The organism is Streptomyces sp. DSM 116793 (genome assembly GCF_057320905.1).
This window is the reverse complement of record NZ_CM170494.1, coordinates 3,792,884-3,816,511: the sequence shown is the minus strand read 5'-3', so window position 1 is coordinate 3,816,511 and position 23,628 is coordinate 3,792,884. Positions and strand designations below refer to the sequence as shown.

Sequence of the window (23,628 nt, the reverse complement as noted above, 5' to 3'; positions counted from 1 at the left end):
CTGCGAGGATGGATCCGTGACGAATGGAACCGTGCCGGAGACGGCTCAGGCGCAGCACGACGGGGCCCCCGGCGCCGCGCGGGACGGGGCGGACGGCGGGCCGCGTGGCGGGGTGCTGGTGCTGGCCGGCACCCCCATCGGCGACGCCCGGGACGCACCGCCGCGGCTCGCCGCCGAGCTGGCGGGCGCCGACGTGGTGGCCGCCGAGGACACCCGCAGGCTACGCCGGCTCTGCCAGGCGCTCGGGGTTCGTCCCGCCGGGCGTGTCGTGTCGTACTTCGAGGGCAACGAGGCGGCCCGCACCCCCGAGCTGGTGGCGGCGCTCGCGGACGGGGCCCGGGTGCTGCTGGTCACCGACGCGGGCATGCCGTCGGTCTCGGACCCGGGGTACCGGCTGGTGGCGGCGGCGGTGGAGGGGGGCATCCGGGTCACCGCGGTGCCGGGCCCGTCGGCCGTGCTCACCGCGCTCGCGCTCTCCGGGCTGCCGGTGGACCGGTTCTGCTTCGAGGGGTTCCTGCCCCGCAAGCCCGGCGAGCGGCGCGCCCGGCTCGCCGAGGCGGCCCGGGAGCGCAGGACGCAGGTCTACTTCGAGTCGCCGCGCCGCCTGGACGCCACCCTCGCCACGATGGCCGAGGCGTTCGGCGGGGAGCGCAGGGCGGCGGTCTGCCGGGAGCTGACCAAGACCTACGAGGAGGTCAGGCGGGGCACGCTGGCCGAGCTCGCCGCGTGGGCGGCGCAGGGGGTGCGGGGCGAGATCACCGTGGTCGTGGCGGGCGCGGACACCTCGCCCGGGGACGCCGCGCCGGACGCCGCCGAGCTGGTGCGCAGGGTGCGGGTGCGCGAGGAGGCGGGGGAGCGGCGCAAGGAGGCGATCGCCGCGGTGGCGGCCGCGGCGGGAGTGCCCAAGCGCGAGGTGTTCGACGCGGTGGTGGCGGCCAAGAACGCCGCCCGCGACCCCGCACGGACCCAGGACTTCCCGAACGCCCCAGGGCACGGCAAAGGACTATCGTGAAAAGCAAAGCAAGTACCGCGTCTCCGGCTGAATCCGGCTGATTCTTAGCGGAATTGCCAAATCGCGTTCAATAGTCGACAGGCCTGGTGCACCCACGCCGTGAGAAGCGTCCACTGGACAGGGAGGACGCTTCCGTCCCCCGCTTCCGCGGGCCGTCGGGGCCGCACGGTCTCCGAGGGTCCGGAAGTGCTCGTCCAGCGGACACGAGGAGCTGGCATGAGTGAGATCGCAGGGACCGGCCGCAGCGCCACCGGACTCCCGGTTGTGCACGAGTCGTATTCATTCGTCTGCATGCGCTGTGGGCACGGCTGGGAGCAGTCGTACGACATAGAGCACCACATAGATGTGAACGGCAAGGAATTCGTCGTCTACAAGGCGGACGGCCAACGGGTGCCGTCGCCACTGAGCCAGCCGACGTGCGACCACTGCGACGGGCACGTGGTCAGGATCATGCGCCCGGGCCGGGTCTCCACGGTGCGCGAGTGGATGCGCGCCGACCGGGTGCCGGGGCAGGCGCTCGGCGGGCCGGCCGTCGAGGGGTCCGCCCGGCGGCGGAGGGGCCCGTACCGCACCGGGTCCACGGACGCCGCGGCCCTGGCGGAGGGCGCCGGGGGCGCGGGCGGTTCCGGGAGTGCCGCTCCCGGCGGGGCCGGGAGCGGCGCCGGAGAGGCAGGCCGCCACTCCTGGCACGTGTCAGGCCTGCTGCGGCTGCTGCACATGCAGCGGCGGGCGCGCTGAGACGACGCCTCGGCCGGCCACGGGACGGTCGGCCGGGGCCGGCCGGCCGCGAGACGGTGGGCCGGGGCGGCGGGCACCCCTGAGGCGGGCGTGGGCCGGTTCGTAGGATCGGGTGCATGTCCGCGAACGACGCCGCCGCGACCCCGACCCCGACCCCGACGCCGGGCCGGGCGAAGAAGGCCGACCGCCAGGCCCCACCCCCGCTGCCCGAGCCCCTGCCGGTGCCGGCGGCCGACTCGCACACGCACCTCGACATGCAGTCCGGCACCGTCGAGGAGGCGCTCGCGAAGGCGGCCTCGGTGGGGGTCACGACCGTCGTCCAGGTCGGCTGCGACGTGCCGGGCTCCCGCTGGGCGGCCGAGACGGCGGCCGCACACGAGGCCGTGCACGCGGCCGTCGCCCTCCATCCGAACGAGGCGCCGCGGATCGTGCACGGGGACCCGGAGGGCACACCGCGGCAGGGCGCGCGGGCCCCGGGCGGCGCCGCCGCGCTCGACGAGGCGCTGGCCGAGATCGACCGGCTGGCCGGCCTCGACCACGTCAGGGCCGTCGGCGAGACGGGGCTGGACCACTTCCGCACCGGCGAGGCGGGCCGCGCCGCCCAGGAGCGGTCCTTCCGCGCGCACATCGAGATCGCCAAGCGGCACGGCAAGGCGCTGGTCATCCACGACCGCGACGCGCACGCCGACGTGCTGCGCATCCTCAAGGAGGAGGGCGCCCCGGAGCGCACGGTCTTCCACTGCTACTCCGGCGACGCCGCCATGGCGGAGGTCTGCGCGGCGCACGGCTACTACATGTCGTTCGCCGGGAACGTCACGTTCAAGAACGCCCAGCCGCTGCGGGACGCGCTCGCCGTCGCGCCGCTCGATCTCGTGCTCGTCGAGACCGACGCGCCGTTCCTGACCCCCGCGCCGTACCGCGGACGGCCGAACGCTCCATATCTCATTCCGGTCACGGTACGGGCCATGGCGGCGGTGAAGGGCGTCACCGAGGAGACCTTGGCGGCGGCGGTATCCGCCAATACAGGCCGCGCTTTCGGTTACTGAATGATTACGGTACGAAACTTTCGGGTGCGGCCGATCGTGGGAGGCCGCCGCGACACGGCGTGATCGGCTTGCTTGGGAGAGTGACCAACGCTCATTAGGTTCGGTCCCGCCCTGACCGGACTCTCCTTGGAGCGTTGGCATGAGCACAGACAGCCGTCACGACGGACCGGCGGCCGGCGGACGCGCCGGCCGACCGCACCACCAACCGCGCGGCATCCGGGACGGCGCCTCGTCCCTGCGGCTGCGCGAGCACCCCCGCGACGCCCACGGCCGGCCGCTGTGCGGGACCGGCCGGGCCGAGCGGGCCGTGCGGACCGTCCGCGAGGTGCGTCAGGAGCGGCAGGCGCGCGGCACCCGGGGTGCGCGCGAGGCGCTGAGCGCGGCGCGGGCGGTGTGCGGGGTTCCGGCTCGCGCCCGGCGGCGCGGCAAGGCGGCCGCGGCCCCGGAGGGCGGCGCGTCCGCGGCGGCCGGCTCGCCGGACGGCGCCGGGGCCGGCGCGGGCGGGGCCGGTGCGGGCGAGGTCGTCCGCGCCGGGGGCGGGCTTGGGGCGGGGGCCGGGGGCGCCCGGGTGCGCGGGGGCTGGGCGCGGCGGGAGCCGCTGCGGCGGCTGCTGCCGCAGGCGCTGGTGGTGGCGTGTCTCGCCGGGGGCACGTCCGCGTTCGTCGCCGACGACAAGGAGGTCAGGCTCAGCATCGACGGGGCGCCGCGCATACTGCATACGTTCGCCGACGACGTGGCCGGGCTCCTGGCCGACCAGGGGATCGTCGTCGGCGCCCACGACATCGTCGCGCCCACCCCGCGCACCCCGCTGACCAGCGGGGACGAGGTGGCCGTGCGCCATGGGCGGCCCCTTCGGCTCACCGTCGACGGGGCGCGCCGCAAGGTGTGGACGACCGCGCACACGGTCGACGGTGCGCTACGCGCCCTCGGGGTACGCCCCGAGGGCGCGTACTTGTCCGTGTCCCGGTCCCGGCGGATCGGCCGGGAGGGACTGGCGTTCGACGTCCGCACGGAGCGGACGCTGCGGGTCGCGGCGGACGGCCGGACGCGCACAGTGCACACCAACGCGGCGAGTGTCGCCGCGGCGCTGCGCGAGGCCGGGATGCGGCTGCGCGGGCACGACCGGCTGTCCACGGCGGCGGGCAGCTTCCCGCACGACGGGCAGATGGTGACGATCACGCGGATCACGGTGGGGCGCAAGGTGCGGGCCGAGTCGATTCCGTTCGGGGTGCGGCGGGTGGTGGACCCCTCGCTGCCGGCCGGCAAGGAGGTCGTGCAGCGGGCGGGCCGTGCCGGGACCCGGCGGGTGACGTATGCCACGCGGACGGTGGACGGGGTGGCGCACCGGTCCCGGCGGGTGGCGGAGGACGTGGTGGTACGGCCGCGGGACGCGGTGGTCCTGGTGGGTGCCGGCGCGCGGGCGCCGGGCGGTGCCCGGGCGCACGCCGGGAGCGGTCCGGCGCCGGGGGGCGGCGCCGGGTCGGAACGGCTGGACTGGGAGGCGCTGGCGCGCTGCGAGTCCGGCGGGCGGCCGGATGCGGTGGATCCGTCCGGGACGTATGGCGGCCTGTACCAGTTCGACGTGGCGACGTGGCGGAGCCTCGGGGGGCGGGGCCTGCCCCAGAACGCGCCCCCTGCGGAGCAGACCCGCCTGGCCAAGCAGTTGTACGCCCAGCGCGGCGCCAGCCCCTGGCCGGTCTGCGGCACCCACCTCAGAGGCTGACCGTGCCGGTGCCTCCGGTGCCTCCGGTGCCTCCGGTGCCTCCGGTGCCTCTGGTGCCTCCGGTGCCCCCGATGTCTCCAGTGCCCCCGGCTCCCCTGGGGGCGCGGGGAACTGCGCGCGAAACCCGCCACCGGCCCGTGGTCTGGCTGCGACAGGGACCGCCCCCTTGGGCCGGTGACGATCCGACGGTCGCGTCGCGGCTGGTCGCGCCCACGCGGCGGAGCCGCATACCGACACGGTCCGGCGCCCCTGAGTGGGCCGGGCTGGGCGGCGCATAGGGTGGGCCTGTGGAAGATGTGTTGCTGGGCCCCGCAGAGATCAGGGAACTGGCGGCCGTACACGACATACGGCCGACCAAGCAGCGCGGCCAGAACTTCGTGATCGACGCCAACACGGTCCGCCGCATCGTCCGCACCGCGGACGTCCGGCCGGACGACGTCGCCGTGGAGGTCGGCCCGGGCCTCGGCTCCCTCACGCTCGCCCTCCTTCAGGCCGCCGGCCACGTCACCGCCGTCGAGATCGACGACACCCTCGCCGCCGCACTGCCCGGCACCGTCGCCGCCCGCCTCCCGGAGCGCGCGGACCGGTTCGCGCTGGTGCGCGCCGACGCCCTGCACATCCGGGACCTGCCCGGCCCGCCCCCGACCGCCCTGGTCGCCAACCTCCCCTACAACGTCGCCGTCCCGGTCCTGCTGCACATGCTCGACACCTTCCCCAGCCTCGAACGCGCCCTGGTCATGGTGCAGTCCGAGGTCGCCGACCGGCTCGCCGCCGCCCCCGGCTCGAAGGTGTACGGCGTGCCCTCGGTCAAGGCGAACTGGTACGCCCGCGTCAAACGGGCCGGCGCCGTCGGCCGGAACGTCTTCTGGCCCGCGCCCAACGTGGACAGCGGCCTGGTCTCCCTGGTGCGCAGGACCGAGCCGATCGCCACCACCGCCTCCAAGGAGGAGGTCTTCGCGGTGGTCGACGCCGCCTTCGCGCAGCGCAGGAAGACCCTGCGGGCCGCCCTCGCGGGCTGGGCCGGCTCCCCGGCCGCAGCCGAGTCCGCGCTGGTCGCGGCCGGCGTGCCGGCGCAGGCGCGGGGCGAGGCGCTGACCGTGGCAGAGTTCGCCCGTATCGCCGAGAACAGGCCCCGGGCGGGCGGCGAGCAAGGACGGGCCGCGGGTGCGCGGCCCGCGGAGAGGCGGAGAGCGCAGTGACAGTGACCGTACGGGTCCCGGCCAAGGTGAACGTCCAGCTCGCGGTGGGCGCCGCGCGCCCGGACGGCTACCACGACCTGGCCAATGTGTTCCTGGCCGTGGGCCTCCACGACGAGATCACCGTCGAGCCCGCCGACGACCTGTGGGTGACCTGTTCGGGCCCGGGCGCCGACCAGGTGCCGCTGGACCGGGGCAACCTCGCGGCCCGCGCCGCCATCGCACTGGCCGAGCGGGCCGGACGCTCCCCCGACGTGCACATCCACATCGCCAAGGACATCCCCGTGGCCGGCGGCATGGCGGGCGGCAGCGCGGACGGCGCCGGTGCGCTGGTCGCGTGCGACGCGCTGTGGGGGACCGGCGCCGGCCGGGCCGAGCTGCTGGAGCTGGCGGCCGGCCTCGGCAGCGACGTGCCCTTCAGCCTGGTCGGCGGGGCGGCGCTCGGCACCGGGCGGGGCGAGCACCTGAGCGAACTGCCGGTAGGCGGCACCTTCCACTGGGTGTTCGCGCTCGCCGAGGGCGGACTCTCCACGCCCGCCGTGTACCGGGAGTTCGACCGGCTGGCGGCCGAGCGGGGCGTGCCCGTGCCCGCGCCGGTGGCGTCCGGGGAACTGCTCGCGGCGCTGCGGGACGGCGACCCGGTGGCCCTCGCGGCCGCGGTCGGCAACGACCTGGAGCCCGCCGCGCTCTCCCTGCGCCCGTCGCTCGCCGACACCCTGACCGCCGGCACCAAGGCGGGCGCGCTCGCCGCCCTGGTCTCCGGCTCGGGACCCACCACGGCCTTCCTCGCCGCGGACGCCGCCGCGGCCCGCACCGTCGCGGACGCCCTGCTGGACTCGGGCACCTGCCGCACCGCACGGGTGGCGACGGCCCCGGCCCCGGGCGCCACCGTCGTGCCGTAGCGCCCGGCCGCACCGCCGCGTGCCGGGGCGCGTTCCACCGCGGCCCGCGCCCCGGTCCGCCGTCACCCCCGGCAAGTACGCTGGGAGGCTGATCCGTCCCGCAGCGCGTCAGGAGTGTCGGTGGCCGTCAATCTGGTCAATGTCGAGGCAGTCAGCAAGGTGTACGGCACCCGTGCCCTGCTCGACTCGGTCTCCCTCGGCGTCTCGGAGGGCGACCGGATCGGCGTCGTCGGGCGGAACGGCGACGGCAAGACCACCCTGATCCGGATGCTGGCCAAGCTGGAGGAGGCCGACTCGGGACGCGTCACGCACAGCGGCGGCCTGCGCCTCGGCGTGCTCACCCAGCACGACTCCCTCGACCCGGCGGCCACGGTGCGGCACGAGGTGATCGGCGACCTCGCCGACCACGAGTGGGCCGGCGACGCCCGCATCCGCGACGTGCTCACCGGCCTCTTCGGCGGCCTGGACATGCCCGGCTTCCCGGCCGGCCTGGACACCGTCATCGGGCCGCTCTCCGGCGGCGAGCGGCGGCGTATCGCGCTGGCCAAGCTGCTCATCGCCGAGCAGGACCTGATCGTCCTGGACGAGCCCACCAACCACCTGGACGTGGAGGGCATCGCCTGGCTCGCCGGGCACCTGCGGGCCCGCCGCTCCGCGCTGGTCTGCGTCACGCACGACCGGTGGTTCCTCGACCAGGTCTGCACGCGCATGTGGGACGTGCAGCGCGGCACCGTCCACGAGTACGAGGGCGGGTACTCCGACTACGTCTTCGCGCGGGCCGAGCGGGAGCGCATCGCCGCGAGCGAGGAGGCCAAGCGGCAGAACCTGGTCCGCAAGGAGCTGGCCTGGCTGCGGCGCGGCGCCCCGGCGCGGACGTCCAAGCCCCGCTTCCGCATCGAGGCGGCCAACGAGCTGATCAAGGACGTGCCGCCGCCCCGCGACAGCGGCGAGCTGATGCGGTTCGCCTCGTCCAGGCTCGGCAAGACCGTGGTCGACCTGGAGGACGTCACCGTCCAGGCCGGCCCCAAGACGCTGCTGGAGCACGTGACCTGGCAGCTCGGCCCGGGCGACCGGATCGCCCTGGTGGGGGTGAACGGCGCGGGCAAGACCTCCCTGGTGCGCGCCATGACCGAGGCGGCGGCCAGCGGCGGCGACGCCCAGCCGGCGGGCGGGCGGATCGTGGTCGGCAGGACCGTGCGGCCCGCGTTCCTCTCCCAGGAGGTGCGGGAGATCGACCCGGCGCTGCGGGTGCTGGAGGCCGTGCAGCAGGTCAGGGAGCGCGTCGACCTCGGCAAGGGCCGGGAGCTGACGGCCGGCCAGCTCTGCGAGACGTTCGGCTTCGGCAAGGAGAAGCAGTGGACGCCGGTGGGCGACCTCTCCGGCGGTGAGCGCCGCCGGCTCCAGCTCCTGCGGCTGCTGATGGACGAGCCCAACGTGCTCTTCCTCGACGAGCCCACCAACGACCTGGACATCGAGACCCTCACCCAGCTGGAGGACCTGCTCGACGGCTGGCCCGGCACCCTGGTCGTGATCTCCCACGACCGGTTCTTCCTGGAGCGCACCACCGACCGGGTGTTCGCGCTGCTGGGCGACCGGACCCTGCGGATGCTGCCGCGCGGCGTGGACGAGTACCTGGAGCGGCGGGAGCGGATGCGCCAGGCCGCGGCCGCGGTGCCCGCCCCGGCGGCCGGGGAGGCGCAGAAGGCGGCGCGCGCCGTCTCGGCGGCCGACGCACGCGCCGCGAAGAAGGAACTCCAGCGCATCGAGCGGCAATTGGACAAGATCGCGGAATCCGAGAAGGAACTGCACACCAGGATCGCCGACAACGCAACCGATTTCGAGAAAGTGGCCGAATGGGACGGGGAGCTGCGTGAACTCGCCGGCCGCCGTGAGGAACTGGAGAACCGCTGGCTGGAGCTCGCGGAGGACGCGTGAAAACCGCGTAACAGAGCCATCACGGCAGGGTCCGACGTTGGGAACAGGACACGATCCGATCAGGTGTGCTAGGGCGTCAGGGTGATAGAAAGGCGCCCTGGACGACAACCTGAGCGCGATCAGGTGTGCCGAAAACCAGCGTTGTGCGCATCCCGGGATGAGCCCCGGGCCCCGGCCGTGACGTTCCGACGGTCGTAGGAGCCCGACGGCCGTGACGGGTCTGACGGCCGTGGTGGTGCCGACGACCGTGACGGTTCCGACGACCGTGACGGTCGGACGGCTGTGACGGTCCGACCGCCGTGACGGCCACGGGGCGCCGGCGGGCCTCGGCCAGGCGAGATATCAGTGAAACGAGGGGGGAGCGCTGTGACTCAGCCGCCCAACCAGCCGCCGCAGGGCGGCTTCGGAGCTCCACAGGACCCATCCCGGAACCCGCCGGGCAGCCCCGGCGGGGGCTACCCGAACCAGCCCGGTACGCCACCGCCGCCACCCGGTCGGCCCCCGCAGATGCCGGGCACCCCACCGCCGCCGGCCCCCGGCACCCCACCGCCGCCGGCCCCGGCCACCCCGCCCCCCGCGGGCCAGGGCGGGTACGGCCAACCCCAGCAACCCCAGCCCCAGCAGCCCGCCGGACCGGGCTACGGCTACCCGCAGCAGCAGCCCGCCGCCAACAACCCGTACGCGCAGCCCTACCCCCAGCCGCAGCAGGTGGGCCCCTACGGTCAGCCCGCGGCACCCGGCTTCGGCTACCCGCAGCAGGGGCAGTACCCTCCCGGCCCCGGCATGCCCGGCGGGCCCGGTATGCCGGGGATGCCGGGAGGCAGTGGCGGGAAGAGCCCGTTCAAGGGCAAGCCCGCGGCGATCATCGGCGCGGCGGTGGCCGTGCTGCTGGTGGCCGGTGGTGTCGTGTGGGCGGTCTCCGGCGGGGACGACGGCAAGCAGAAGGAGGCCGACGCCCCCAAGAGCCCCGGCGCCTCGGCCCCCGTCAACCCGGGTGACGGCAGCGGCGACGGCGAGGGCAAGGGCGGCGGCGACCCCGACAACCTCAACGCCGGACGCCAGGCGGGCGAGGACAAGGTGCTCTGGTACAAGTCGGCGCCGGACGCTCCCCGTTCCGGAGCGGCCGCCCCCGGCATGTGGATCACCGACACGGTGGCCGTCAAGGCCGCGTACAAGCAGATCCTGGCGTACCGGGTCGCCGACGGCACCCCGGCATACGCGCCGGTCACCCTGCCGCAGGCGATCTGCGCCGCGTCCAGGCAGGTGAGCCAGGACGGCAAGGTCGTGGTCGCCTACAAGAGCGACACCACGAACTCGGCCAAGTGCAACCAGCTCGTCCAGATCGACCTGAAGACCGGGAAGAAGGGCTGGACGAAGAAGATCGAAGAGGGCGAACTCTTCGACAGCACGATCACCCTGGAGCTGTCCATCGCCAAGGACACCGTGATCGTGGGCCGTGACCAGTCCGGCGTCGCCCTCCGGGTGAGCGACGGCAAGCAGCTGTGGACCAAGAAGGAGGAGAAGGAGGGCGTCTGCTTCCCCAGCGGCTTCACCGGCGGCGACCGGATCATCCTCGCGCTGTCCTGCGCGGCCGGCCAGCCGAACCAGCACGAGCGGGTGGAGGAGCTGGATCCCGTGAGCGGCAGGACCAAGTGGACCAAGGACCTGCCCAAGGGCTGGCAGCTCAGCCAGGTGTACTCCACCAGCCCCGTCGTCCTCTACCTCACCAACGAGGACAAGAAGCAGTGGAACATCAGCACCCTCAAGGACAATTCGAGCGCGACCCGCTCGCAGGTCGACGTCGACGAGAGCTTCGCGCCCGAGTGCGGCTTCTCGGTCATCGACCGTGACCTCCAGCGCTGCGTGGGCGTGGCCTCCGACGCCGACACCCTCTACCTGCCCACCGAGGCGAAGAGCGGCGCGAACGACATCGTCGCGATCAGCCTGGGCACCGGCAAGGAGAAGTGGCGGGTCAAGGCCCCCGGCGACACCGCCATGCTGCCGATGAAGGTGTCCGGCGGCGCCCTCATCGCCTACGAGGACCCCTCGTACGACAAGGGGGGCAGGGTGCTGTCGATCCCGACCGGCGGCGACCACAAGGCGAAGACGCTGCTGCAGAACCCGCAGTCCGCGGCGGAGATCGAGAACGGCTTCTTCTCGAAGGCGATCGACTACGTGGACGGGCGCTTCTACATCTCCACCACTCGGCTGACGGGCAATGACAAGGCCCCGGAGAAGCTGATGATGGCATTCGGCAACTGATGAGCCCCGCCCCGCTCCGTCCTCCCGACCACTCCGCCCGCTTCCCAGAGGTTGACACGTCATGACGCAGCCGCCCAGCCAGCCGCCGCAGGGCGGGTTCGGCGCACCGCAGGATCCTCCCCCCGGCTTCGGCGCACCGCAGGACCAGCCGCCCACCCCGCCCCAGAGCCCCGGTTACGGCTACCCGGCGACTCCGCCGCCGCCCGGGCCCCCGCAGGCTCCTCCGCCGCCCCCGGGCCAGCCGCCGCAGGCTCCTCCGCCCGGTCAGCCGCCCGTGCCGCCCGGCCCGCCCGGTCAGCCGCCCGTGCCGCCCGGCGGCCAGCCCGGTTATGGGCAGCCCGGCTACGGGCAGTCCGGTTACGGCCAGCAGGGCCCTGGGTTCCCGGGGGGTCCCGGCGCCGCCCAGCAGCCGACGGTCGTGGCCCAGCCCGGGGTGCAGCCGGGCGTGCAGCAGTACGGCTATCCGGCCCAGCAGCCCTACGGCGGCCCGTACCCGCAGACGAGCGTGGGGCATCCCGCGGCGTCCGGCGGCCGGAAGATCAACGCCCAGATGACGATCATCATCGCGGCGGTCGTGGCCGTCGCGCTGATCGTCGGCGGCGGCATCTGGTACGCGTCCTCGGGCTCCGGCGACAAGAAGGACGAGGCCTCCTCGTCGGGCAGCGGCGGCTCCGCCGGCGGCGACGGCAAGAACGCGAACGGCGGCCAGGGCGGGGGCGGCAAGGAGAAGGTGCCGTCCAACACCAGCGCCAGGGTGCTCATGCAGGTCCCGGCGCCCGAGGTCGGCAAGCAGGACGTGATGGACGTGCACGGCTCCTGGCTGCACGGCTCCGTCTACGCCAAGTCCGGCGAGGACAAGATCGTCGGCTACGACACCGCCAGCGGCAAGCAGTCCTGGACCATCCCCCTGGACGGCCAGGCCTGCGCCGGCTCGCCCGAGGTCACCGACGCGGGTGTGGCCGCGGTGGTCTACGCGGAGGGCAAGTCCAAGGGCAGGAACGACTACAAGCACTGCGACAAGCTCGCGGCCATCGACCTCACCTCGGGCAAGAAGCTCTGGTCCAAGGAGATCCTGCTCGGCGACGACAAGCCCGACTACGACGAGGTGAGCATCAGCGGGAACGTGGTCGCCGTGGGCGGCGGCACCGACGGCGGCGCCGCGTTCGACCTCGCGACGGGCAAGGCGAAGTGGACCCCGCAGCCCGGCGACCAGTGCCACGACGTCGGTTACCGGGGTGGCGAGCAGCTCGTCGCGGTCCGCACCTGCGGTGAGTACGACCATCCGAAGATCTCGGTGCAGCTGCTCGACCAGAGCGGCAAGCCCAAGTGGTCGTACAAGCTTCCCGACGGCGTCGACAACGCCAAGGTGATCTCCTCCAAGCCGGTGGTCTTCGGTGTGGACTCCGGTGAGATCACCGCCTCCGGCGTCACGGACGTCTTCGCGCTCGACGACGCCACCGGCAAGCTGCGCTCGAAGATCACGCTGGAACCCGACAAGTACAACCACCGCTGCGAGATCACCGAGGTCCACTCGTGCTTCGCCATCACCGTCGGCAACGACAAGCTGTACGTGCCGACCGCGGAGCACGAGGGCAGCGGGAACGGGTACAGCACCACGAACGAGATCGTCTCGTTCGACCTGGCCACCGGGAAGCCCACCGGTGACCGCGCCGACGCCGGCCAGCGGTACAAGATCTTCCCGCTCCGGATGGACGGCTCCAACATCCTCGCCTACAAGGACGGCCCCTATGACAAGGGGGCGCAGATCGTCTCGGTCGACAGCCGGACGTTGAAGGAGACCAAGCTGCTTGAGACCCCGGCGTCCCGGAACGTGCTGGACGTGCTCAGCAGCATGGTGCCGGACCGGGCCGAGATCCTGTACGGCGACGGCAAGCTGTTCATCGCCAAGCAGCTCATCGGCTCCTCGATCACCCCGGACCAGAAGGCGTACGCGGCGATCGGCTTCACCGACTGAGCGCGGCGCTCCACGGCACGCGCCGACGGCCCCGCCCCCTGCCGGGCGGGGCCGTCGGCGTTCCCGGACGGCTTCGCGGACGGCTTCCCGGACGGCGTTCCCGGGCGGCGAGACCGCCGGGGTGCGGCTGTTCGCGCGTCGTGCGGCTGTTCGCGGGCCGGCCCTGTGGGTGGCCGCGACCCGAAAGGAACAGGGCGAATTCCGGTGACCGCCCGGACTTATCGACGGTAAGGGAAGCGTAATGTCGAACAGGCGTGTAGTTTCCGGGGGATGAACAGCGCAGGCAGGGCGCCCACCAGACCCTTGGGGCACTGGTGGGGCACCTCCCAGGCCTTTGTGGCACTGGGGGAGAAGGGGGGATCGGTTTCGGTATGGGGGACTGGGGGGTTGCTCTATGGCGGCGGTCCGGATCGTGGTGGTCGACGATCACCGGCTGCATGCCGAGGCACTGGCATCGGCCCTTAAGCTGCGCGGGCACCGGGTGCTGGCGGCCGCCGCGCCCGCGGGCGGCGCCGCGGAACTGGTGATCGCGAGGGCGCCCGAGGTCTGCCTGCTGGGCACGGCCGCCCCCGACCGGCCCGGTGTCTTCGACCCGGTGCTGAAGATCAAGCAGGACCGCCCGCAGGTGGCGGTCGTGGTGCTCGGGCCCGTGCCGTCGCCGCGTGGCATCGCCGCCGCGTTCGCCGCCGGGGCCAGCGGATACGTCCGGCACGACGAGCGGATCGAGGGGGTGGAGCGGGCCATCGTCAAGGCCCGTGCCGGGGAGGCCGCGGTGGCCCCCGCGCTGCTTCAGGGGGCGTTCGGCGAACTGCTCAACCCGGCCGCGCAACCCGACGACGAGGGCCAGCGGCTGCTGGGGATGCTGACGCCACGGGAGGTAGAGGTGCTGGTGCGGGTCGCCGACGGCGAGGGCACCCGGTTGATCGCGGCCGGCATGGGCATCGCGCCGTCCACGGCGCGCACCCACGTCCAGCGGGTCCTGATGAAACTCGGCGTCGGCTCCCGCCTGGAGGCCGCGGCCCTGGCCGCGCGTACGGGCCTCCTCGACCGGGCGGGGCGCTCCCGCGGCGCGCGTTAGCCGCTTCCGGTCCGCACCCTGGCGAGGTGGAACGCCGTGTGAGGCGCGGGCCCGACCCGGGTCATGCGGTCCGGGTCGGGCCCGCACTGCCCGACGAGGGGCGGTGACGGATCAGGCGCGAGCTCTCCACCACGTCACCGTACGGAACACGCCGTCAGGGCGGACGCTCTGCCGGAGTGGCTCAGGCGCAGGGCACCGGGGGCTCGAGACCGCATCCGACGGGGGTGGTGCAGCAAGGTGCTCCGGCAGTGCTGGCCTGGGCGACGCCGACACCTGCTCCGGCTGCCAACAGCATGGTCGCCAGCAGGGCGGCAAGCCTTCCCATAGTGCGCATGATTCGTCCTCGTTCTTTCTTGTCACAGGTATTCCGCGGCCATCTCGGCCACGGCTTCCGTGAGACTGCCATATCGCGCACGGCCGTTGTTGAATTCCGAGCAAATGGTTCCCGGTGATTCGAGAGAGAACGAGGAAGCCCCGCGACTTTAATTGTCAGAATGTGGAGAACCCGGGGAAGGGCGCTCCGCATAACCTGGCTCTCTGCGGCGGCGAAGCCGGATTCCCCACGCCGCCGCAGCGGCGACCGCCGCCGACGCGTTCCGGCGGCCCCGGGCCGCGGGCGGAGGCGACGGTGTCAGTGCGCCGTGTTGGACGCCCAGAACACCGGGCCGCCCTGGCCCTGTTCGATCACGACGTTTCCGTCGTTCTGGAGCACGAGTTCGGCGCCGTTGTGGCCGGCTGTCCCCGAGGTCCAGAGGGGCTGGTTGGCGCTGTTGTAGACGGCCAGGTTGCCGTCCGCCTGGAACACCGCCCTGTTCCCCGAGCCGGAGGTGTGCGAGGCCCAGCGGGCGTGTCCGTGCTCGTCGTAGATGACCAGGTTGCCGTCGCCCTGCATCACCATGCGCGCACGCGTCGCGTTCCAGGACTGGCCGGCGCTCAGCACGCGCGTCGCGCCGATCACGAGGGTGGTGGCGCCCGGGTGGGAAGCCGATGTCCTGTTCGCGGCGGTGAGGTGCCGTGGGGCCGTGGTCCGGTCACCCGTCTCCTGCGCGCGCCCGGATCCGGTGGCGTGCGTGGACGTCTTGTCCGGCGCCGCGTGCTTGGCCTTCTTCTCGGACTGGGGCACGTCACTCGGCGAAGTCTTCGCGAGTTTCTCGTTCTTCGCGGGGCTTCCCCGGTGTTTGCCGGTCCCCGACGAAGTCGGAGCGGCCGCGGCGAAGCCGCCCTGCCCGCCGTCGCCGGCGTCGCCCAGCACGGTGCCCGCGGGTACGTCGGACTGGCTGCTGACGTTCTTCCCGTCGTCCTGGCCACGGCCGAGGAACATCAGCGGGATGCCCATCAGCAGGGCCCCGGCGATGCCCGCGGCCGCCAGGACGGGCTTTCCCGGACGCCCCGGGGCCGGTGCCGCCGCGGTCGCGGTCCCGGCCTCGCCGTCAGCCTGTGCGGTCTCGTCGGCAGTTGCCTGTTGGGCGGACGGCTCGGGCTCATCGGCGGCGGTCTGTGCGGTCTCGTCGGCAGTTGCCTGTCGGGCGGACTGCTCCGGTTCGTCCGCAGCGGCCTGTGCCGTCCCGGTGGCGGTCGCCGGTTTTGTGGACGGCTCCCGTTCACCGGCGGCGAGTGCCTGCGCGGCCGCGGGCGCCGCGCCCTTGGTGGCAGCGCGGTACGGAGCCGGTTCTTCTTCCCTGGCTGGTGCGGCCGCGGACGCGGCGGCTATGGCGGTGCCCGAGGGTGCTACCGGACTACCTGACGTCTGCCCCATGTGAAATCCAAGCGTTCAGAAGCGATGTAGGCGGCGTGAGCCTCGATGATTTCATGACCACCCCCCGCCCAGGAACGCTTTCCTATACCGAGTGCGTATCAACTGAGGGAAGTCCTAAGGGCGTTTTGTGAACGAGGAGTGCGAACGCCGCTACGGCCGTCCGGTCCGCCTGGGCGGGCGCCCGGCCCGCCCCGGGACCCAGGAGCAACACCACCGGCGGTGACACCGTACGGCTGCCGGCGCGTCGCCACGGGCAAGGGGCGGGCCGCGCGTTCGTTCCCCGGCCGGCCTTCCGGAACAGACCGGCCGGGGGCCGTTACTCCGACGACTCGGAGACCGGCGGAGCCGGCGGCACCGTAGGCCGTAGTTTCAGCCAGAGAAGGAAGAGCAGGCCCAGGACGAGCATCCCGATCCCCGTCCACAGGTTGATGTTGATGTCCTGCGCCTTCTTGATGTCCGCGTCGGACGCGGTGAACCCGGCGATCGTCACGATCACCCCGTACACCACGAACAGCCCACCGATGATCCGCCGGATGTCGAAGAGCCGAGCGGCGGTCGCGGACCGTCGCTCCAGCTCGGCCACCTGCTCCTGGTAGTCGGCCTCCGCCGGGGCCCCGCCCCGGCCGGCCTCGTTCTGGTTGTCGTCAGACATGCTGCGCCGTCCTTAAACGTGCTCAGAGGGAAGCGTGCTCGAAGCGTGCTCAGAAGGAGAAGGGGAGGTAGCAGAGCGCGGCGAGGACCACCGCGCCCCAGCCCAGCAGGGCCGGCCTGCGGTACCACGCGTCGTCGCCCTCGCCGGGCGGCTCCTCCATCCCGGGGGACCGGGTGCCGTAGACCAGCCCGGCGAGCGCCTCGGCGGGCTTCGGCTTCGTCGCGTACGAGATCACGACCATCACGACCGCGCCGACCACGAAGGCGACGATGGACGAGACGAAGTTGGCGCCCTGGTCGCTGGGGATGCTGATGACGCCCTGCTTGTAGAGCCAGAAGTAGTTGACCATCGCGGCGACGGTGCCGGACAGCAGCCCCCAGAAGCCGGCCGCGGCGGTGGTCCGCTTCCAGAACATGCCGATGATGAAGACCACGAAGAGCGGCACGTTGAAGAACGAGAACAGCGTCTGAAGATAGTTCATGATGTTGCTGAAGCTGGAGGCGATGAACGCCGTGCCCATGCCGATCAGCACACCGGCCGCGGTGACCACGCGCCCGGTCAGCAGGTAGTGCCGGTCGCTCTGGCCCTTCTTCAGGTAGGCGGCCCATATGTCGTTGGTGAAGACGGTGTTGAACGACGACACGTTCGCCGCCATACCGGCCATGAACGCGGCCAGCAGGCCGGTCACGGCGATGCCCAGCACACCGTTGGGCAGCAGGTCGCGCATCAGCACCGGGATCGCGTCGTTGTAGGTGAGGTCGCTGTTCTTCTGGCCGATGGTCGGCTCCATCACCAGCGCGATCAGGCCGGGGACCACCACGACCATGGGTATCAGGATCTTGGGGAAGGCGGCGATCAGCGGGGTGCGCTTGGCGGCGGAGAGGTTCTTCGCGGACAGCGCGCGCTGCACCTCGGCGAAGTTGGTCGTCCAGTAGCCGAAGCTCATCACGAAGCCCAGGCCGAGGACGATGGTCAGCCAGTTCGCGCCGAGCGGGTTGGCCGAGCCGATGCCGGTGCCGCCCCAGGCGCTCATGAAGTCCTGACCGTGTGACGCGGTGAGCTTGTCGCTCATGCCGTCCCAGCCGCCGACCCGCTTCAGGCCGACGATGGTCAGCGGTATCAGCGCCGCGAGGATCACGAAGAACTGGAGCACCTCGTTGTAGATCGCCGAGGAGAGCCCGCCGATGGTGATGTACACCAGCACGAAGAACCCGGCCACCACGATGGCCACCCACTGCGGCCAGCCCAGCAGCGCCTGGAGCACGATCGCCATGGCGTACAGGTTGACGCCCGCGATCAGCACCGAGGAGACGGCGAAGATGATCGACGAGAGCAGGTGCGAGGAAGGGCCGAAGCGGTGCAGCAGGAACTCCGGGACCGAGCGCACCTTCGAGCCGTAGTAGAACGGCATCATCACCAGGCCGAGGAAGACCATGGCGGGGATGGCGCCGATCCAGTACCAGTGCACCGTGTACGCGCCGTACTGCACGCCGTTGGCCGCCATGCCCAGGATCTCCGTGGCGCCGAGGTTGGCGGCGACGAAGGCGAGTCCGGTGACCCAGGCGGGCAGCGAGCGGCCCGAGAGGAAGAAGTCGAGGCTGGTCTTCACCGAGCGCCGGGCGGCGAACCCGATGCCCAGCACGACCGCGAAGTAGATCGCGAGGATCGTGTAGTCGAGCCCGTTCGTGGGGAGACGGAGCCCATCGGCCAGGTTATGCATGGGGGGTACCCGCTTCGTTGCGTGAACTGAACGGAGCGGAACCTACGCTTCTCCCTTTAAGAACTGAACCGTTTCCTTGATGTTCTTTGTTTGATTGTGATCGAGCGAGGCGTTTTGTCTGAGATGTTCCCGGTCGGGAGAGGGGAACCTCACAGAGAACGCCTAGGTTTACCCCGTCCCCTCCGTTGACGATGCTGTTGTGTTGTGGTTTGTTATGTTTAGTTATGTTGGGGCGGTGGCAGGAAGCGGGAGCACGGCGTGAAGAAGACCTCGACCCGGCTGGCCGACGGTCGTGAACTCATCTACTACGACCTCCGCGACGACGTCGTCCGGGACGCGGTGGACCGGCGCCCGCTGGAGTCGGCCGCCCTGGTGCGCTCCGAGATCCGCCACGACCGGCTGCTCGGTGACTCGGTCGCCATCGCCTCGCACCGCCAGGCCCGCACATACCACCCGCCGGCCGACGAGTGCCCGCTCTGCCCGTCCTGGGAGGGCCGGATGAGCGAGGTCCCCGACTCCTGGTACGACGTCGCGGTCTTCGAGAACCGCTTCCCCTCCCTGGCCGGCGACTCGGGCCGCTGCGAGGTGGTCTGCTTCACCCAGGACCACGACGCGTCCTTCGCCGACCTCACCGAGGAGCAGGCCGCACTGGTCCTGACGGCCTGGACCGACCGCACCGCGGAGCTGGGGCGGCTGCCCGCGGTACGCCAGGTGTTCTGCTTCGAGAACCGTGGCGAGGAGATCGGCGTCACCCTGGGCCATCCGCACGGCCAGATCTACGCCTACCCGTTCGTCACGCCGCGCACGGCACTGATGCTCCGCTCGCTCGCCGCCCACCGGGAGCGCACCGGCCGCAACCTCTTCGACGACGTCGTCGCCGACGAGCTGGCGGACGGCCGCAGGGTCGTCCTGTCCACCCCGAACTGGACCGCGTTCGTCCCCTACGCCGCGCACTGGCCGTACGAGGTACACCTCTACCCCAGGCGGCGGGTGCCCGACCTGACGGCGCTCGACGACGCCGCGCGCGCCGAGTTCCCCCGGGTCTACCTGGAGCTCCTGAGGCGCTTCGACCGGATATTCGCGACCGAAACCGCCACGGGCACCGGGGCCGCGGCTGTCGCCGGGGCCGCGGCGGGCACCGGGGTGCACACCCCGCCCACCCCCTACATCTCCGCCTGGCACCAGGCCCCCACCGGCGACCTCGCCCCCTTCGGGGTCGCGCGCCACGACGTCGCCCTCCACCTTGAGCTTTTCACCATCCGCCGCACTTCCGGCAAGCTGAAGTTCCTCGCGGGTTCCGAATCCGGCATGAGTGTGTTCATCAACGACGTGCCGCCGGAGGCCGCGGCCGAGCGACTGCGAGAGGTAGCGAGTAGATGAGTGGGACGTATCTGGTCACCGGCGGTGCGGGCTATGTGGGGAGCGTCGTCGCGGCCCACCTGCTTGAGGCCGGACACCGGGTGACGGTGCTCGACGACCTCTCCACGGGCTTCCGGCAGGCGGTGCCCGCGGGCGCCGAGTTCATCGAGGGCCGCGTCCAGGACGCCGCCACATGGGTGGACTCCCGCTATGACGCGGTACTCCACTTCGCCGCCTTCTCCCAGGTTGGCGAGTCCGTCGAGAAGCCCGAGAAGTACTGGGAGAACAACGTCGGCGGCACCATGGCCCTGCTCGCCGCGATGCGCGACGCCGGGGTCCGCACCCTGGTCTTCTCGTCGACCGCGGCCACCTACGGCGAGCCGGTGAACACCCCCATCACCGAGTCCGACCCCACCGCGCCCACCAGCCCCTATGGCGCCAGCAAGCTCGCCGTCGACCACATGATCAGCGGGGAGGCGACGGCGCACGGACTGGGCGCCGTCTCGCTGCGCTACTTCAACGTGGCGGGCGCGTACGGCGACCAGGGTGAGCGGCACGACCCGGAGTCCCACCTCATCCCGCTGGTCCTCCAGGTGGCGCAGGGCCGCCGCGACGCCATCTCCGTCTTCGGCGACGACTACCCCACCCCGGACGGCACCTGCATCCGCGACTACATCCACGTCGCCGACCTCGCCGAGGCCCACCTGCTCGCGCTGGACGCCGCCACCCCCGGCGAGCACCTGATCTGCAACCTCGGCAACGGCAACGGCTTCTCCGTGCGCGAGGTCATCGAGACCGTCCGCCAGGTCACGGGGCACCCCATCCCGGAGGTGGCCGCGGCGCGCCGCGGCGGCGACCCCGCCGTGCTGGTCGCCTCCGCCGAGACCGCCCGCACCCGGCTCGGCTGGCGCCCCGCGCGCCCGGACCTCGCCGGGATCGTCGCCGACGCCTGGGCGTTCGCCCAGCAGGTGGCCGGCGAGCCGGCGGCGGGGAGCCCGGCCGCTTCGTAGCCCGTCCGTCCCACCGCGCCGCCCGGCCCGCGCCGGGCGGCGCGCCAGTTCAGCAGCCAGCACCAGGAGGAGCCGCCGTGACCAGCCCAGAGACGGCCGAGGCCGTGGCCAAGGGTTTTGAGAAGCTGTACGGGGCCGCGCCGGACGGCGTCTGGGCCGCTCCCGGACGGGTCAACCTGATCGGCGAGTACACGGACTTCAACGAGGGTTTCGTGCTGCCCCTCGCCCTGCCGCACACCGCCGTCGCGGCCGTCTCGGCGCGCACCGACGGCGTGCTGCGGGTGCACTCCGCGGACACCGGCACCCCCGTGACCGAGCTGCGCATCGACGACCTCGTGCCGGGCGCCGACGCCGGCTGGGCCACCTATCCGGCGGGCGTGGTCTGGGCGCTGCGCCAGGCGGGGCACGACGTCACCGGCGCGGACCTGCACCTGTCGTCGACCGTGCCGACCGGCGCGGGACTCTCCTCGTCGGCCGCGCTGGAGGTGGTCACGGCCGTCGCCCTGAACGACCTGTTCGGCCTCGGCCTGAAGGGCCCCGAACTGGCCCGCCTCTCCCAGCGCGCGGAGAACGACTTCGTCGGCGTGCCCTGCGGGGTGATGGACCAGATGGCGTCCGCGTGCTGCACCGAGGGCCACGCACTCCACCTGGACTGCCGGGACCTGTCGACGCGCCAGGTCCCCTTCGACCTCGCCGCGCACGGCCTGGACCTGCTGGTGGTGGACACCCGCGTCAAGCACGTCCTGGGCGACGGCGCGTACGCGGAGCGGCGCGCGGGGTGCGAGGAGGGCGCCCGGTTGCTCGGCGTCCCGCACCTGCGCGACATCGGCTACGCGGAGCTGCCGGCCGCCCTGGAGAGGCTGGCCGAGCGGGAGCGGCGCGGCGCGGCCCCGGACGACCGGGTGCGCCGCTACGTCCGCCATGTCGTCGCCGACGACCACCGGGTGGAGCAGGTCATCGCCCTGCTGGACGCGGGCGAGGTACGCGCCATCGGCCCGCTGCTCACCGAGGGCCATGCCTCGCTCCGCGACGACCTGCGGATCTCCTGCGCCGAGTTGGACCTGGTGGTCGAGCGGGCCAACGCGGCGGGGGCGCTCGGGGCACGGATGACCGGCGGCGGCTTCGGGGGTTCCGCGGTGGTGCTGGTGGAGCGCGCCGGTGCCGAGGAGATCGGGACGGCGGTCGTCGAGGCCTTCGCCACGGCCGGCTTCACGGCCCCCCGGGTGTTCTCCGCGATACCGTCGCGGGGGGCGCACCGGGTCGTCTGAGGGCGCGCACGCCCGGGGCGTGCCTCGGGATCCGGGCGGTGTCCGGGCTTCCGCCGCCGGGCTCCGCGGCTCGCTCAGGCGAGGCTTTTCGTCAGGGTGTACTCGGTGATTCCCGGCGGATAGTCCGGGATCTCGCACACCACCTCGTACCCGTACTTCCGGTAGAATTCCGGTGCCTGGAAATCCCACGTCCACACACGGGAGTTGAGGCAGTCGCGGTCCTCCCGGGCCGTCCGCTCGGCGTCCAGGAGCAGCCGGGAGCCGAGGCCGGCGGAGCGGTGCCGGGCGTCGACCCAGAGCAGGTTGACGTGCAGCCAGTGCGCCCAGGTGTGCGCGTCCAGGCCCGCGACCAGCTCCTCTTCGGGGCCCTCTGTCGTGAACACCCATATCTGCAAGGGGACTTCGCGCTCCTCCGCGGTGCCGCGCAGGGCGCGCAGGGCCGGGGAGGCCGCCGTGTTGGTCTCCCGCAGCCGGTCCCTCAGCAGAGCACGGCGCGGCCTGTCGACCTTGGCGGTCTCGGTCTCCACTCGAAACATATGACTCACGATAATGTGCCGGCCGCACCCCGCCGCAATGGATAACTCCCCGGCACATGCCGCCCCGGGGCCCGCTCGCCGAGTTCTGCAAAGGGGCTTCCGCTCCGGCCGGGCGCCCGTACTCTGAGAGAAGCACCGGTGGGGGCCGGTGCCGATCAGGGGGCGAGAGAAACCGGGTACGACGCCCGGAGTGGGGGTAGCAGTTCCAGCACGGCGGCGGCCGTGCGGCTGCGGCGACCCCGCACCGGCCCGTGAGGGTTCCGGTCACCGCACTCCGGGCGCCGTGCCCGCACCGACCGTCCCCCGACCCGTGGGGGTTTTGACGTGGTTCGCATCCGAGTCCTGGTCGTCGACGACCACCGTATCTTCGCCGAGTCTCTCGCCGCGGCCCTCGCCGCCGAGCCCGACGTCGACGTCACCCCGGCCGGCAGCGGCCGGATGGCGCTGCGCTGCCTGGAGCGGGCCGCCGCCGTGGGCCGCCCGTTCGACGTCCTGCTCGTGGACGCCGACCTCGGCCGTGCCGCGCTGGGCGCCGCGGCGGGCGCGGTGCCCGGCGGGCCGGGGAGCGCGGGCGGGCCGGCCGGACAGCCGGGGCCCGCCCGGCGGGCGGTGGCCGTGGCCGACGGCAGCGCCGACCAGCTCGTCGACGGCATATCCCTGGTGGCGGGGGTGCGTTCGGCGCAGCCCTCGGTGCGCTGCGTGGTGCTCGCCGAGAAGGACGACCCGCACCGCGCGGCCCTCGCCCTCGGGGCCGGCGCCTGCGGCTGGGTCGCCAAGGACTGCTCGCTCACCCGGCTGCTCACGGTCGTGCGGGGCGTGCTGCGCGACGAGACGCACCTGCCGCCCGCGCTGCTCACGGGCGTGCTCCGCGAGCTGACCGCGGCGCGCAAGCACCGGACGGAGAGCGAGCGGCTGGTGGAGTCGCTGACGCCGCGGGAGCGGGAGGTGCTGCGCTGCATGGTCGCCGGCCTCGGCCGCAAGGCCGTCGCCGAGCGTCTCTTCCTCTCCCCGCACACGGTCCGCACCCATATGCAGAACGTCCTCGGCAAGCTGGGCGTCCACTCCACCCTCGCCGCAGTCGCCCTCGCCCGCCGCGCGGGGGTCGGCCCGGCGGACCTCGAAGAGGCGTCCTGACCCCTTGCGCGGGGCTCCGCCCCGGCCCACCCGGGGGCGCGGGGAACTGCGCGCCCAGCCCCGACGAGACGCGTCGGGTCGCCACCGTCCCAAAGGGGCTGTCTCTGTCGTGCCGGCCCACCGGCCGGCGGCGTGGTCGCTCGCGTAGCCGCTGATCGGGGCGCAGCCCCGTTTTGAAGGGGCGCGGGGAACTGCGCGCGCAACCACGACGAGACGCGTCGGGTCGCCACCGTCCCGAGGGGGCTGTCTCTGTCGTGCCGGCCCACCGGCCGGCGGCGTGGTCGCTCGCGCAGCTCCCCGCGCCCCTGGGCAGGCCGGGCCCCCGC

18 protein-coding genes are annotated in these 23,628 nt (G+C 72.9%); 14 read left to right on the top strand and 4 right to left on the bottom strand.

From position 1 onward, the window contains the following. Positions 1–112: 112 nt before the first annotated feature. The 10 genes from rsmI to ACSMXW_RS14735 all read left to right on the top strand — a co-directional run bounded on the left by rsmI (position 113) and on the right by ACSMXW_RS14735 (position 13,867). Complete coding sequence (gene rsmI / locus ACSMXW_RS14780) at positions 113–1,012, top strand: 16S rRNA (cytidine(1402)-2'-O)-methyltransferase (protein ID WP_485808039.1); 900 nt, start codon at positions 113–115, stop codon at positions 1,010–1,012. Positions 1,013–1,228: 216 nt separating this feature from the next. Then, positions 1,229–1,750: a hypothetical protein gene (locus tag ACSMXW_RS14775; RefSeq protein WP_485806795.1), complete on the top strand. Its 522-nt coding sequence runs from the start codon at positions 1,229–1,231 to the stop codon at positions 1,748–1,750. 116 nt (positions 1,751–1,866) lie between these two features. Then, positions 1,867–2,796 carry a TatD family hydrolase gene (locus ACSMXW_RS14770; RefSeq protein WP_485806794.1) on the top strand — a complete coding sequence of 310 codons (930 nt, stop codon included), beginning with the start codon at positions 1,867–1,869 and terminating at the stop codon, positions 2,794–2,796. 139 nt (positions 2,797–2,935) lie between these two features. Further along, positions 2,936–4,519, top strand: coding sequence for a resuscitation-promoting factor (locus ACSMXW_RS14765; RefSeq protein ID WP_485806793.1), 1,584 nt, complete (start codon positions 2,936–2,938; stop codon positions 4,517–4,519). Between the two features lie 287 nt (positions 4,520–4,806). Continuing rightward, positions 4,807–5,718, top strand: coding sequence for a 16S rRNA (adenine(1518)-N(6)/adenine(1519)-N(6))-dimethyltransferase RsmA (gene rsmA / locus ACSMXW_RS14760; RefSeq protein WP_485806792.1), 912 nt, complete (start codon positions 4,807–4,809; stop codon positions 5,716–5,718). After that, on the top strand, positions 5,715–6,617 hold the full coding sequence (locus tag ACSMXW_RS14755; protein ID WP_485806791.1) for a 4-(cytidine 5'-diphospho)-2-C-methyl-D-erythritol kinase: 903 nt from the start codon (positions 5,715–5,717) through the stop codon (positions 6,615–6,617). Before rsmA ends, ACSMXW_RS14755 begins: the two co-directional genes overlap by 4 nt. Positions 6,618–6,737: 120 nt before the next feature. Next, a complete protein-coding gene (locus tag ACSMXW_RS14750; RefSeq protein WP_485806790.1) occupies positions 6,738–8,552 on the top strand; it encodes an ABC-F family ATP-binding cassette domain-containing protein in 1,815 nt (604 codons plus the stop codon). A 366-nt stretch (positions 8,553–8,918) separates the two neighbouring features. Beyond that, a complete protein-coding gene (locus ACSMXW_RS14745; RefSeq protein ID WP_485806788.1) occupies positions 8,919–10,814 on the top strand; it encodes an outer membrane protein assembly factor BamB family protein in 1,896 nt (631 codons plus the stop codon). A gap of 61 nt (positions 10,815–10,875) precedes the next feature. Continuing rightward, positions 10,876–12,789 (top strand): outer membrane protein assembly factor BamB family protein, encoded by a 1,914-nt coding sequence (locus ACSMXW_RS14740; protein WP_485806786.1) that lies wholly within the window; start codon positions 10,876–10,878, stop codon positions 12,787–12,789. A 394-nt stretch (positions 12,790–13,183) separates the two neighbouring features. Continuing rightward, entirely contained in the window at positions 13,184–13,867 is a 684-nt protein-coding gene (locus ACSMXW_RS14735; RefSeq protein WP_485806784.1) for a response regulator transcription factor, read from the top strand. Positions 13,868–14,498: 631 nt separating this feature from the next. On the opposite strand, the gene ACSMXW_RS14730 is transcribed toward ACSMXW_RS14735, so the two are convergent. The 3 genes from ACSMXW_RS14730 to ACSMXW_RS14720 form a co-directional block, all read right to left on the bottom strand. Continuing rightward, a complete protein-coding gene (locus ACSMXW_RS14730) occupies positions 14,499–15,623 on the bottom strand; it encodes a hypothetical protein (RefSeq protein WP_485806783.1) in 1,125 nt (374 codons plus the stop codon). A 316-nt stretch (positions 15,624–15,939) separates the two neighbouring features. Further along, complete coding sequence (locus ACSMXW_RS14725) at positions 15,940–16,275, bottom strand: hypothetical protein (RefSeq protein WP_485806781.1); 336 nt, start codon at positions 16,273–16,275, stop codon at positions 15,940–15,942. Between the two features lie 49 nt (positions 16,276–16,324). Then, a complete protein-coding gene (locus tag ACSMXW_RS14720) occupies positions 16,325–17,995 on the bottom strand; it encodes a sodium:solute symporter family protein (protein WP_485806780.1) in 1,671 nt (556 codons plus the stop codon). Positions 17,996–18,253: 258 nt separating this feature from the next. Here ACSMXW_RS14720 and galT point away from each other — a divergent pair, with 258 nt between their 5' ends. The 3 genes from galT (at position 18,254) to galK (ending at position 21,632) form a co-directional block, all read left to right on the top strand. Next, positions 18,254–19,375: a galactose-1-phosphate uridylyltransferase gene (gene galT / locus ACSMXW_RS14715; RefSeq protein ID WP_485806778.1), complete on the top strand. Its 1,122-nt coding sequence runs from the start codon at positions 18,254–18,256 to the stop codon at positions 19,373–19,375. Then, positions 19,372–20,364 (top strand): UDP-glucose 4-epimerase GalE, encoded by a 993-nt coding sequence (gene galE, locus ACSMXW_RS14710; protein WP_485806777.1) that lies wholly within the window; start codon positions 19,372–19,374, stop codon positions 20,362–20,364. Before galT ends, galE begins: the two co-directional genes overlap by 4 nt. A 77-nt stretch (positions 20,365–20,441) precedes the next feature. Beyond that, positions 20,442–21,632, top strand: a complete 1,191-nt coding sequence (galK, locus tag ACSMXW_RS14705) for a galactokinase (RefSeq protein WP_485806776.1) — start codon at positions 20,442–20,444, stop codon at positions 21,630–21,632. 74 nt (positions 21,633–21,706) lie between these two features. On the opposite strand, the gene ACSMXW_RS14700 is transcribed toward galK, so the two are convergent. Continuing rightward, positions 21,707–22,168 (bottom strand): GNAT family N-acetyltransferase, encoded by a 462-nt coding sequence (locus ACSMXW_RS14700; RefSeq protein WP_485806775.1) that lies wholly within the window; start codon positions 22,166–22,168, stop codon positions 21,707–21,709. Between the two features lie 324 nt (positions 22,169–22,492). Between ACSMXW_RS14700 and ACSMXW_RS14695 the strand changes: the two genes are divergently transcribed. After that, positions 22,493–23,302, top strand: coding sequence for a response regulator transcription factor (locus ACSMXW_RS14695; RefSeq protein WP_485806774.1), 810 nt, complete (start codon positions 22,493–22,495; stop codon positions 23,300–23,302). The last annotated feature ends 326 nt before the right edge of the window (positions 23,303–23,628 follow it).